Source organism: Cellulomonas sp. A375-1 (genome assembly GCF_001040865.1).
Lineage (GTDB): Bacteria > Actinomycetota > Actinomycetes > Actinomycetales > Cellulomonadaceae > Cellulomonas > Cellulomonas gelida.
The window spans coordinates 59,597-71,871 of record NZ_LFKW01000031.1; the positions used below are offsets into that span (position 1 = coordinate 59,597).

The following is a 12,275-nucleotide window of genomic DNA, read 5'->3' on the forward strand; positions in this document are numbered from 1 at the left end:
CCGAGAGGATGCAGCCGTGACGGACCCGACCGACCCGGAGGCACTCTGGTCGCAGGTGGACGCCTACTTCGGCGTCCTCGCGCCCGAGGACGTTCACCTCGTCGCGACCCGCGCCCGTGCGCACGCCGCCGGCCTGCCGGACATCGCGGTCGCGCCCAACCAGGGCAAGTTCCTGCAGCTGCTCGCGAGCGTCGTCGGTGCGCGGCGGATCCTCGAGATCGGCACCCTCGGCGGATACAGCACGCTGTGGCTCGCACGGGCCCTGCCGTCCGGTGGGCGCCTGGTCACGCTCGAGCTCGATCCGGCCCACGCCGCGGTCGCGCGAGAGTCGCTCGCGGAGGCGGGTGTCAGCGACCGCGTGGACGTCGTCGTGGGTCCGGCCGCCGAGTCGCTCGCGACCCTGGCCCGCGCGGGAGTCGACGCTTTCGACCTGGTGTTCATCGACGCGGACAAGCAGCAGCTCGCGCTGTACGTCGACCTGTCGCTCGCGCTGGCACGCCCGGGCACGCTCGTCGTCGTCGACAACGTGGTGCGTGCGGGCGCGGTCGTCGATGCTGCGCACCCCGACGACCGCGTCCAGGGCGTGCGGCACATGGTCGACCTGCTGACGGACCACCCGCGGCTCGACGGGACCGTGATCCAGACGGTCGGGGTCAAGGGGTACGACGGGTTCGCGCTGCTGCGCGTCACCTCCTGACCCCGTGTGCACGCCTCTCCCCCGTGACCTCGGCCCGGACACGACGAAGGGCCCCCGCGGTGACGCAGGGACCCTTCGGTCGAGCTTGAGCTGAGATCAGCGGCCGCGACGCGCGCGCAGCGCCGCCAGTGCCTCGTCCAGGATCGCCGCGCCGTCCTCGTCGGACCGGCGCTCCTTCACGTACGCGAGGTGCGTCTTGTACGGCTCGTTGCGCACGGGAGCAGGAGGGTTCTCCTGGTCCTGACCCGCGGGGAACCCGCACCGGGGGCAGTCCCACGTCGTGGGTGCCTCCTCGGCCGCCTCCTCGGCGAAGCTCGGGCGCGTCTCGTGGCCGTTCGCGCACCAGTAGGAGATCCAGATCCGCGGAGCGGCGTCGCCGCGCTCCGCCTCGCCCATCGGGCCTGCGCCGACTCGGGAGCCCCGGATCGCGTTACCGCTCGCCATGGTCGCCTGCCTCAGCCGTCGTAGCGCTCGATCAGACCGAGCACCACGATCACGCCGGCCCACGCGAGCGCGACACCGACGGTGATCCGGTTGAGGTTCCGCTCGGCGACGCCGGAGCTGCCGGCACTCGACGTGATGCCACCGCCGAACATGTCGGACAGGCCGCCGCCCTTGCCCTTGTGGAGGAGCACCAGCGGCACCAGGAGCGCACTGGTCAGCACCAGGAGCACCTGCATCGAGATCTTCAGGGCGGTCACGTCGGTGTCGTTCCTCACTAGCGAGCGGGGCCGCCCGCGCAACGACGCGCGGGCCGGGTACAGGGTAGGCGACGAATCGCACCGGAAGCCACATCGACGCCCCGGTGAGAGCCCTGCGTGAGACAGGGCCCGCACCGGGGCGTCGGTGGCGGAGGTCAGAGCCCGACTGCGTGCGCCTGATAGCGCACGATCTTGGCGAACTCCTCGGGGTCGAGGCTCGCGCCACCGACCAGGGCGCCGTCCACGTCCGGCTTCGCCATGATCGAGGCGACGTTGGACGACTTCACGGACCCGCCGTACAGCACGCGGACCGCGTCGGCGGTCGGCTGGTCGTACAGCTCGGCGATGCGCACGCGGATCGCCTCGCACAGCTCCTGGGCGTCCTCCGGCGTGGCGGTCTCGCCCGTGCCGATCGCCCAGACCGGCTCGTACGCCACGACGACGTCGCGGACCTGCTCGGCCGTGAGGCCGGCGAGCCCGCCGTCGAGCTGCGCCAGCGTGACCGGGACCTGCTCACCGGCCTTGCGGACCTCGAGCTTCTCACCGACGCACAGGATGGGCTTCAGGCCCGCCCCGAGCGCGCTCTTCACCTTGGCGTTCACGAGCTCGTCGGACTCCGCGTGGTACTCGCGGCGCTCCGAGTGGCCGATGACCGCGTACGTGACACCGAGCTTGGTCAGGAACGCCGGAGCGATCTCGCCCGTGTACGCGCCGGACTCGTGCGCCGAGACGTCCTGCGCGCCGTACACGATCTCGAGCTTGTCCGCGTCGACCAGCGTCTGCACGCTGCGCAGGTCGGTGAACGGCGGGATGACCGCGACCTCGACCGTGGCGTAGTCGTGCTTGCCGTCCTTGAGCGTCCACGCGAGCTTCTGGAGCGTCTGGATCGCCTGCTGGTGGTCCAGGTTCATCTTCCAGTTGCCCGCCATCAGCGGGGTGCGCTGGGCCATGTGTCAGTCCTCCAGGACAGCGATGCCGGGGAGGGTCTTGCCCTCCAGGAACTCGAGGCTCGCGCCGCCACCGGTCGAGATGTGGCCGAACTTCGCCTCGTCGAAACCGAGCGTGCGCACGGCCGCGGCCGAGTCGCCGCCGCCGACGATCGTGAAGCCACCGTGGGCTCCGGCGTCGATCAGCGCCTGCGCGACGGCCTTGGTGCCGCCCGCGAACGCCTCGAACTCGAACACGCCCGCGGGACCGTTCCAGACGACCGTCTTCGCGTCGACGATCTTCGAGGCGAAGAGCTTCTCCGACTCGGGACCGATGTCGAGGCCGATCTGACCGTCCGGGATCGCGTCCGCAGGCACGACCGAGGCGGGCGAGTCCGCCTTGAACTCGGCGGCGACGCGGATGTCGACCGGCAGGACGATCTCGACGCCGGCCTCCTCGGCCTGCGTCAGGTAGCCCTTGACCGTCTCGACCTGGTCCTGCTCGAGCAGCGAGTTGCCGACCGAGTAGCCCTTGGCCGCGAGGAAGGTGAAGAGCATCCCGCCACCGATGATCAGGCGGTCCGCCTTGGTCAGCAGGTTCGAGATGACGCCGAGCTTGTCGGAGACCTTCGAGCCGCCGAGAACCACGACGTACGGGCGCTGCGGGTCCTCGGTCGCCTTCTTCAGCGACTCGACCTCGTTCAGCACGAGCTTGCCGACCGCGTGGGGCAGCTTGAGCGCGACGTCGTAGACCGACGCCTGCTTGCGGTGCACGACGCCGAAGCCGTCCGACACGAACGCGTCGGCGAGGGCGGCGAGGTCGTCGGCGAGGGCGCCGCGCTCGGCGTCGTCCTTGCTCGTCTCGCGCGGGTCGAAGCGGATGTTCTCCAGCAGGGCGATCTCGCCGTCCTGGAGGGCAGCGACGGTCGCCTGCGCGGACTCGCCGACGGTGTCCTTCGCGAGCGTCACGGGCTTGCCGAGCAGCTCGGACAGCCGCGTCGCGACGGGCGCGAGCGAGTACTTGTCCTCGGGGGCGCCCTTCGGGCGGCCGAGGTGGGCGGTGACGACGACGCGGGCACCGGCGTCGAGCAGCGCGGTGAGCGTCGGGAGAGCCGCGCGCACGCGGCCGTCGTCGGTGATCGTCGTGCCGTCGAGCGGCACGTTGAAGTCGGAGCGGACGAGCACGCGCTTGCCGCGCAGGTCGCCGAGGTCCTCGATGGTCTTCATGAATCCTTCTCCGGGGGCGGACAGGTGGCCGGAACGACAGCGTCCGCGTGCGCCGGGGCCGGTGGCCAGGGCGCACGCGGACGCATGACGTGCTTTACCGAGTGATCGGTGCGATCGTCAGAGACGCTCGCCCACGTACGTGGTGAGCGCGACGAGGCTGTTCGAGTAGCCCCACTCGTTGTCGTACCAGGAGACGACCTTGACCTGGTCGCCGATGACCTTCGTCAGCTTCGAGTCGAAGATGCTCTGGTGCGGGTCGGTGACGATGTCGCTCGAGACGATCTCGTCCTCGACGTAGGACAGGACGCCCTTGAGGGGGCCCTCGGCAGCGGCCTTGACCGCGGCGTTGACCTCGTCGACCGTGACCTCACGCGAAGCCGTGAAGGTCAGGTCCGTCGCCGAGCCGGTGATCGTCGGCACGCGGAGCGCGAAGCCGTCGAGCTTGCCCTTGAGCTCCGGGAGCACGAGCGCCACGGCCTTGGCCGCACCGGTCGACGTCGGGACGATGTTCTGCGCGGCGGCGCGGGCGCGACGCAGGTCGCGGTGCGGGCCGTCCTGCAGGTTCTGGTCACCCGTGTAGGCGTGGATCGTGGTCATGAGACCACGCTCGATGCCGATCGCGTCGTTGAGCGCCTTGGCCAGCGGGGCCAGGCAGTTCGTCGTGCAGGACGCGTTCGAGATGATGTGCTGCGTCGCCGCGTCGTACTGCTCGTGGTTGACGCCGACGACGAACGTGCCGTCCTCGTTCTTGGCGGGCGCCGAGATGATGACCTTCTTGGCGCCGGCGTCGATGTGCGCCTTCGCCTTGGTCGCGTCGGTGAAGAAGCCCGTCGACTCGATGACGATGTCCGCGCCGAGCTCGGCCCACGGCAGGTTCGCCGGGTCGCGCTCCTCGAGGGCACGGATCTTCTTGCCGTCGACGATGATGTTGTCGTCGTCGAAGTCCACGCTCAGCGGGAAACGGCCCAGGACCGTGTCGTACTTGAGCAGGTGCGCGAGCGTCTTGTTGTCCGTGAGGTCGTTGACCCCGACGATCTCGATGTCCGCGCCCGACGCCACGATGGCCCGGTAGAAGTTCCGACCGATACGACCGAAGCCGTTGATGCCGACCTTGATGGTCACGTGCCCTCCTCGGCAGCGCCGACGGGGTCGGCGCACAATTGGTGGTGGGTTCCCGCACGCCGATGTGCGTCCCTCACGCCAGCGGGTGCCTCGCTGACCTCGTCATGCCGGCCCGGTTCAGACCAGACCCGCACATGCCCAGCGCGTGACACCCGTGTGACGATCGGATGTCCCGAGCCTATACCCCTTTGCCTCTGCGACCCGCTTCGAAGGTCCCAGGCCGGACATGCGTCCACGTGGTGGGATGCCGCGCCGACGTGCGGGTTCTCCGCACGAACACGCGGATCCGGACGAGCCCGGACCGCGCTACAGATCGAGCAGGTCGGGCGAGAGGCCCGCCTCGGTGTCCGGGATCCCGAGCTCGCTCGCGCGCTTGTCGGCAGTCGCCAGCAGGCGGCGGATCCGGCCCGCCACGGCGTCCTTCGTCAGCGGCGGGTCGGCCAGCTTGCCGAGCTCCTCGAGCGAGGCGTCCTTGTGCGCGAGCCGGAGCTGGCCGGCCTCGCGCAGGTGGTCCGGCAGGTCGTCGCCGAGGATCTCGAACGCACGGTCGACACGTGCGCCCGCGGCCACCGCCGCACGCGCGGACCGGCGCAGGTTCGCGTCGTCGAAGTTCGCGAGGCGGTTCGCGGTCCCCCGGACCTCGCGCCGCACACGCCGCTCCTCCCAGACGAGCATGGCCTCGTGCGCGCCGAGCCGCGTGAGCATCGCGCCGATCGCGTCGCCGTCCCGGATCACGACGCGGTCGACGCCGCGCACCTCACGCGCCTTGGCAGGGATCCCCATCCGGCGTGCCGCGCCGACGAGCGCGAGCGCCGCCTCCGGTCCCGGGCACGTGATCTCGAGCGACGACGAGCGCCCCGGCTCGGTCAGCGAGCCGTGCGCGAGGAACGCACCGCGCCACGCGGCCTCCGCCTCGGCGATCCCGCCGGCCACCACCTGCGGCGGCAAACCCCGCACCGGGCGACCGCGGTTGTCGAGCAGCCCCGTCTGACGCGCGAGCGACTCGCCGTCCTTGACCACGCGCACCACGTAGTGGCTCCCCCGGCGCAGCCCGCCGCCGGAGACCACGATGATCTCGCTCTCGTGCCCGTAGACCTCGGCGACCGCCTGGCGCAGCCGCCGCGCGGCGATCGCCGTGTCGAGCTCGGCCTCGATGACGATCCTGCCGGAGATGATGTGCAGCCCACCGGCGAACCTCAAGGTCGCAGCCACCTCTGCCTTGCGGCAGGAGGTCTTGTCGATCTGGAGTCGGGCGAGCTCGTCCTTCACCTGTGCCGTCAACGCCATGGGCGTCATCCTGCCATTCGCGGCGGGCCCCGGTGGCCGGTTGGGCTCAGCGACCGCCGCGGCCCGCACGCGGTCCGACGTCGCCCAGGACACCCTCGACGACGTCGCGCAGCGCCGCTGCCAGCCGCAGCGGGTCGTGGCGCGCCGTCCCGTCGGAGCGGCCGACCTGACGCAGGAGGAGACGGGCATCACGTGCAGCGCAGTGCGTCGCGAGCCGCTCCGTGTCCTCGACGGCGATCGGGTCGGCGACCACGGCGTACACCTCCAGCTCGGGCGCGTGGTCGTGCAGCACGGCGAGGTAGTCCTCGGCGTGCATGCCCGCGGTCTCGCCCTGCTCCTCGGGCGACAGGTTCAGCACGACGACGACGCGCGCGGACCCACGTGCGAGCGCGGCCCGCAGCTCGGGGATCAGCAGGTGCGGGAGCACGGACGTGTACCAGGAGCCGGGCCCGAGCACGACCCAGTCGGCCTGCTCGATCGCCGCCACCGCGTGCGGGCAGGCGGGCGGGTCGGACGGCACGAGCCGCACGTGCGAGATCGGGTCGGTCGTGCGCGCGACCGCGCTCTGCCCCCGCACGGTCACGCGCCGGCCGTCCCCGCGGCGGACGTCGGCCTCGATCAGCAGCGGCACCTCGGTCATGGGCAGCACGCGCCCGCGCGCACCGAGCAGGCGCCCGACCCAGTCGAGCCCCGCGACAGGGTCGCCGAGCAGCTCCCACAACGTGACGATCAGGAGGTTGCCGAGCGCGTGCTGGTCGAGCGGTCCCGACGTGTGGAACCGGTGCTGCAGCACGTCACGCCAGGTGCGGCCCCAGTCCGAGTCGTCGCACAGCGCGGCCAGTGCCATGCGCAGGTCACCCGGCGGCAGCACGGACAGCTCGTCGCGCAGCCGGCCCGACGAGCCGCCGTCGTCCGCGACCGTGACCACGGCCGTGATCTGGTCCGTCATGAGCCGCAGCGCCGACAGGGTGGCTGACAGCCCGTGCCCGCCACCGATCGCGACGACCGACGGACCCCGTCGCACGCCGCGCGGCAAGGCGTCCGGGACCGGCCCGACACCCCCTGCGGGCGTCGGCGCCCACATCGACGGCGGCTCCGTGCTCGCGGGGATCACTCCTTGCCGAGGTCGCGGGCCGCGACGGTGACACGGTGACCCGCGTCGCGCAGCCGCGCGGCGATGGCCTCGCTGATGGCCACCGAGCGGTGCTTGCCGCCCGTGCAGCCGACCGCGATCGTCACGTACCGCTTCTCCTCGCTCAGGTACCCGGCCAGCACGGGCTCGAGCGCGTCGACGTACCGCTCGACGAACGTCGCGGCGCCCGGCAGGCCGAGCACGTAGTCCCGCACCGGTGCGTCGCGGCCGGTGAGGTGACGCAGCTCCGTCACCCAGTACGGGTTCGCCAGGAAGCGCACGTCGACCACGTGGTCGGCGTCGAGCGGGATGCCGTACTTGAAGCCGAACGACGTCACGTTGACGCGCAGGTGCTCGTCGGCGTCGCCCGCGACGAGCGAGCGCACCTGGCGGGCGAGGTCGTGGACGTTGAGGTCGGAGGTGTCGATGACGTTGTCGGCACGCTCACGGATGTCCGAGAGCACCTGGCGCTCCTCGACGATGCCGTCCAGCAGCGTGCCGTCACCCTGCAGCGGGTGAGGCCGACGCACCTGCTCGTAACGCCGCACGAGCACCTCGTCGGACGCGTCCAGGAACAGGATCCGGTACTCCACGCCGGCGGCCCGCAGCCCGCCGAGCACCCGCGCGAGGTCCGCGAAGAAGCCGTGGCCCCGCACGTCGATCACCGCAGCGACACGGGTGGCACGCGCGTCGGGCGGGCCGCTGGTCAGCATGCCGACCAGGTGGGTGAGCATCTGCGCGGGCAGGTTGTCGACGACGTACCAGTCGAGGTCCTCCAGGACGGCCGCGGCGCGCGTGCGACCCGCCCCGGACATGCCCGTGATGATCAGAACCTGCGGCTGGTGCAGGCGGGGGTGCTCCGTCGCCGCGTCGATCGCTGGGATGCCGGCGGGAACCGTGGTGGGAGAGGGCTCGTCGGTCATGTCCCCAGCATGCCAGCGGACTGCGCGACGGCGTCGGGTGCGGGGTCGACCGGCGGGTCGTCGTGGGCCGGTGCGGGCTCGGCGACCTCGCTCGGCTCAACGGACGCCGCGTCAGCGGGGAGCAGGGCGGCCACGACCGCTGCCGCGGTGCGCTCCCCCATCCCCGGCACCGTCGCGATCTCCTCGACGCTCGCCGCTCGCAGCCGCTTGACCGAGCCGAAGTGCCGCAGCAGCGCCTTCTGCCGCGCCGGGCCCAGCCCGGGGACGTCGTCGAGCACCGAGGCCGTCATCCCCTTGCTGCGGCGCTTGCGGTGCGCGTTGATCGCGAAACGGTGCGCCTCGTCGCGGACGCGCTGCAGCAGGTACAGACCCTCCGAGCTCCGCTGCAGGATGACCGGGTAGTCGTCTCCCGGCAGCCAGACCTCCTCGAGCCGCTTCGCGAGCCCGCACAGCGCGACGTCGTCGATCCCGAGCTCGGCCAGCGCCGCGGCCGCGGCGGCGACCTGCGGCGGCCCGCCGTCCACGACGACGAGGTTGGGCGGGTAGGCGAACCGGCGTGGCTTGCCCGTGCTCTCGTCGATCGGGCCGGACACCAGTGGCTCGTCGTCGTCGGCTCCGTCGCCGAGCTCGACGTCGCTCGCCTCGGAGCGCTCGGCGAGGTAGCGCCGGAACCTGCGGGTGATCACCTCGTGCATCGCAGCCGTGTCGTCGGCGGCGCCCTCGCCGCGCGGACCCCGGACGCTGAACAGGCGGTACTCGCTCTTGCGCGCCAGCCCGTCCTCGAACACGACCATCGACGCGGACTGGAACGTGCCCTGGTTGTGCGACACGTCGTAGCACTCGATCCGCAGCGGGGCGCTGGGCAGGCCGAGGGCCTCCTGGATCTCGCGCAGCGCCTGGCTGCGCGACGTCAGGTCACCGGCGCGACGCGTGCGGTGCAGCACGAGCGCGTGCTCAGCGTTCTTGAGGACCGTCTGCGCCAGCTCGCGCTTGTCCCCGCGCTGCGGCACCCGGACCCGGACGCGCGAACCGCGGATCCCGGACAGCCAGGACTCCACCTGCTCGACGTCGGTCGGGAGCACCGGGACGAGCACCTCGCGCGGCACGGCGCTCCCGTCGGAGTCCTCCTCGGTCCCGTAGACCTGCTGCAGCAGGTGCTCGACGAGCTCCGCGTCGGTGAGGTTCTCGACCTTCTCCACGACCCAGCCCCGCTGCCCACGGATCCGACCGTCGCGGACGTGGAAGACCTGGACCGCGGCCTCGAGCTCGTCACCGGCCAGACCGAAGACGTCCGCGTCCGTCCCGTCGGGGAGCACGACGGCGTTGCGCTCGGTGGCTCGTCGCAGCGTCGCGATGTCGTCCCGCAGGCGCGCGGCCTGCTCGTAGTCGAGCTCGGCCGCAGCCTCCTGCATCCGACGCGTGAGCCGGCGCTCGAACCGTGACGTGTCCCCCGCCATGAAGTCGCAGAACTCCTCGGCGAGGCGGTGGTGGTCCTCGGGCGAGATCCGGCCGACGCACGGCGCCGAGCACTTGTCGATGTACCCGAGCAGGCACGGGCGCCCTTGCTGCGCGGCACGCTTGAACACCCCCGCCGAGCACGTGCGCACGGGGAACACCCGCAGCAGCAGGTCGACCGTCTCCCGGATGGCCCAGGCGTGCGCGTACGGACCGAAGTACCGGGTGCCCTTGCGCTTCGCGCCGCGCATGACCTGGACGCGCGGGAACTGCTCGGCCAGTGTCACGGCCAGGTACGGGTACGACTTGTCGTCGCGGTACTTGACGTTGAACCGCGGGTCGAACTCCTTGATCCACGAGTACTCGAGCGCGAGGGCCTCGACCTCGGTGCCGACCACGGTCCATTGCACGGAGGACGCGGTGGTGACCATCGTCTGCGTGCGCGGGTGCAGCCCGGCGACGTCCTGGAAGTACGACGACAGTCGCGACCGCAGGCTCTTCGCCTTGCCGACGTAGATCACGCGGCCGTCGGCGTCCCGGAACCGGTACACGCCCGGCGCGTCCGGGATCTCGCCCGGGGCGGGTCGGTACGTCGCGGGATCGGCCATGCTCCGAGCCTAGTTCGCCCTGCCGACACACCCCGTCGTCCCGCGGGCCGCGCCCTGCCCGACTAGCGTGCGTACATGGCGCAGCTGCTGCACTCGTACTCGGTGGACCTGGCGTGGACCGGCGCGGGCGACCAGGGGACCTCGACCTACACGTCCTACGGCCGCAACCACGAGCTCACGTCAGGCGACAAGCTCCCGCTGCCCGGGACGTCCGACCCCGCGTTCCGCGGCGACCCGGCCCGCTGGTCGCCCGAGGACCTCATGGTCGGCGCGCTCGCGCAGTGCCACATGCTCTGGTTCCTGCACCTCGCCGCGAAGGCCGGTGTCGTGGTCGTCGGCTACAGCGACGCCGCGCAGGGCACGATGCGGATCGAGTCCGCCGGGCACGGGCAGTTCACCGAGGTGGTTCTGCGGCCGCGCGTCGTCCTGCGCAACCACGTCCTCGCCGACGGGCGGGCCATCGACGACGGCGTCCTCGAGGACCTGCACCACCGCGCGCACGAGCACTGCTTCATCGCCCGTTCGGTGAACTTCACCGTCCGGCACGAGCCGGTGCCGGTGACGTTCGAGCCGCTCGCGCACGCCTGACGTCGCGCGCTCCGCCCCGTCAGGCGGAGACCGCGGTGCGCTCGACCTCCGAACCGGCGTCCAGCACCTCGGCGAGGAACCTGCCGGTGTGGCTCGCGGGCACCCGCGCGACGCTCTCGGGCGTGCCTTCCGCCACGACCGACCCGCCGCCTGAGCCGCCCTCCGGGCCCATGTCGATCACCCAGTCGGCGTTCTTGATGACGTCGAGGTTGTGCTCGATGACGATCACGGTGTTGCCTTTGTCGACGAGCGACTGCAGCACGCCGAGCAGCTTGCGGATGTCCTCGAAGTGCAGGCCCGTCGTCGGCTCGTCCAGGACGTACGCGGTGCGTCCGGTCGACCGCCGCTGCAGCTCGGCAGCGAGCTTGACGCGCTGAGCCTCGCCGCCTGACAGCGTCGGAGCGGGCTGGCCGAGCCGGACGTAGCCCAGGCCCACGTCGACCAGCGTCTTGAGGTGGCGGCTGATCGCGGGCACGGCGGCGAAGAACTCGGACGCCTCCTCGATCGGCATGTCGAGCACGTCGGCGACCGTCTTGCCCTTGAAGTGCACCTCGAGCGTCTCGCGGTTGTACCGCGCGCCGTGGCACACCTCGCACGGGACGTAGACGTCCGGGAGGAAGTTCATCTCGATCTTGAGCGTCCCGTCGCCCGAGCACGCCTCGCAGCGGCCGCCCTTGACGTTGAACGAGAAGCGCCCGGGCGTGTAGCCCCGGACCTTCGCCTCGGTCGTCTCCGCGAACAGCCGCCGCACGTGGTCCCAGACACCGGTGTACGTCGCGGGGTTGGACCGCGGCGTGCGCCCGATGGGCCCCTGGTCCACGTGGACGACCTTGTCGAGGTGGTCCAGGCCGCTCACGCGCTTGTGCCGCCCGGCGACCTGACGGGCGCCGTTCAGCTCGTTGGCCATGACCGTGTAGAGGATCGAGTTGACCAGGGTCGACTTGCCCGAGCCGGACACGCCCGTGACCGCGGTGAGCACACCCAGCGGGAAGGACACGTCGATGCCGCGCAGGTTGTGCTCGCGCGCGCCGTGCACGGTGACGACCCGACCCTTGTCGACGGGCCGGCGGCTCTGCGGCATCGGGATCTGGCGACGCCCCGAGAGGTAGGCACCGGTCACCGACTCGCGCGACGCGAGCAGGCCGGCCAGGTCGCCCGAGTGCACGACGTGCCCACCGTGCTCCCCCGCGCCGGGACCGATGTCGACGATCCAGTCGGCCATCCTGATGGTGTCCTCGTCGTGCTCGACGACGATGAGCGTGTTGCCGAGGTCGCGCAGGCGCGTGAGGGTGTCGATCAGGCGCCGGTTGTCGCGCTGGTGCAGCCCGATCGAGGGCTCGTCGAGCACGTACAGGACCCCGACGAGGCCCGAGCCGATCTGGGTCGCGAGCCGGATGCGCTGCGCCTCGCCGCCCGAGAGCGTGGCCGCCGGACGCATGAGCGACAGGTAGTCGAGCCCCACGTCGAGCAGGAAGCCGAGGCGCGCCTGGATCTCCTTGAGCACCTGCGCCGCGATCTGGCGCTCGCGCTCGCCGAGCTCGAGCGTGTCCAGGAAGTCGCGCGCCTCGCGGATCGGCAGGTCGCAGACCTCGGCGATCGAGCGCCCGCC

At 71.7% G+C, this 12,275-nt stretch carries 12 protein-coding genes; 2 read left to right on the top strand and 10 right to left on the bottom strand.

Annotated features, from left to right (window positions below):
* Window positions 1–16: 16 nt before the first annotated feature.
* On the top strand, window positions 17–697 hold the full coding sequence (locus tag CWIS_RS03280; protein ID WP_048341790.1) for an O-methyltransferase: 681 nt from the start codon (window positions 17–19) through the stop codon (window positions 695–697).
* Window positions 698–793: 96 nt separating this feature from the next.
* On the opposite strand, the gene CWIS_RS03285 is transcribed toward CWIS_RS03280, so the two are convergent.
* The 9 genes from CWIS_RS03285 to uvrC form a co-directional block, all read right to left on the bottom strand.
* Window positions 794–1,141 (bottom strand): RNA polymerase-binding protein RbpA, encoded by a 348-nt coding sequence (locus tag CWIS_RS03285; RefSeq protein ID WP_048341791.1) that lies wholly within the window; start codon window positions 1,139–1,141, stop codon window positions 794–796.
* Window positions 1,142–1,152: 11 nt separating this feature from the next.
* The gene (gene secG / locus CWIS_RS03290; RefSeq protein ID WP_048341844.1) at window positions 1,153–1,398 is read right to left on the bottom strand and encodes a preprotein translocase subunit SecG; all 246 of its coding nucleotides are present in this window, start codon (window positions 1,396–1,398) and stop codon (window positions 1,153–1,155) included.
* Between the two features lie 155 nt (window positions 1,399–1,553).
* Complete coding sequence (gene tpiA, locus CWIS_RS03295) at window positions 1,554–2,348, bottom strand: triose-phosphate isomerase (protein WP_048341792.1); 795 nt, start codon at window positions 2,346–2,348, stop codon at window positions 1,554–1,556.
* Between the two features lie 3 nt (window positions 2,349–2,351).
* On the bottom strand, window positions 2,352–3,551 hold the full coding sequence (gene pgk / locus CWIS_RS03300) for a phosphoglycerate kinase (protein WP_048341793.1): 1,200 nt from the start codon (window positions 3,549–3,551) through the stop codon (window positions 2,352–2,354).
* A gap of 117 nt (window positions 3,552–3,668) precedes the next feature.
* Complete coding sequence (gene gap / locus CWIS_RS03305; protein WP_048341794.1) at window positions 3,669–4,673, bottom strand: type I glyceraldehyde-3-phosphate dehydrogenase; 1,005 nt, start codon at window positions 4,671–4,673, stop codon at window positions 3,669–3,671.
* A gap of 306 nt (window positions 4,674–4,979) precedes the next feature.
* Complete coding sequence (gene whiA, locus CWIS_RS03310; protein ID WP_048341795.1) at window positions 4,980–5,960, bottom strand: DNA-binding protein WhiA; 981 nt, start codon at window positions 5,958–5,960, stop codon at window positions 4,980–4,982.
* A gap of 46 nt (window positions 5,961–6,006) precedes the next feature.
* Window positions 6,007–7,044, bottom strand: coding sequence for a uridine diphosphate-N-acetylglucosamine-binding protein YvcK (yvcK, locus tag CWIS_RS03315; RefSeq protein ID WP_082156182.1), 1,038 nt, complete (start codon window positions 7,042–7,044; stop codon window positions 6,007–6,009).
* Between the two features lie 26 nt (window positions 7,045–7,070).
* Window positions 7,071–8,015 carry an RNase adapter RapZ gene (gene rapZ / locus CWIS_RS03320; protein ID WP_048341796.1) on the bottom strand — a complete coding sequence of 315 codons (945 nt, stop codon included), beginning with the start codon at window positions 8,013–8,015 and terminating at the stop codon, window positions 7,071–7,073.
* On the bottom strand, window positions 8,012–10,078 hold the full coding sequence (gene uvrC / locus CWIS_RS03325; RefSeq protein WP_048341797.1) for an excinuclease ABC subunit UvrC: 2,067 nt from the start codon (window positions 10,076–10,078) through the stop codon (window positions 8,012–8,014). The genes rapZ and uvrC overlap by 4 nt, the downstream gene beginning before the upstream one ends.
* Window positions 10,079–10,153: 75 nt before the next feature.
* Between uvrC and CWIS_RS03330 the strand changes: the two genes are divergently transcribed.
* A complete protein-coding gene (locus CWIS_RS03330; RefSeq protein WP_048341798.1) occupies window positions 10,154–10,666 on the top strand; it encodes an OsmC family protein in 513 nt (170 codons plus the stop codon).
* A gap of 19 nt (window positions 10,667–10,685) precedes the next feature.
* On the opposite strand, the gene uvrA is transcribed toward CWIS_RS03330, so the two are convergent.
* The coding region (gene uvrA, locus CWIS_RS19195) for an excinuclease ABC subunit UvrA (protein ID WP_048341852.1) at window positions 10,686–12,275 on the bottom strand (1,590 nt) is incomplete at its 5' end.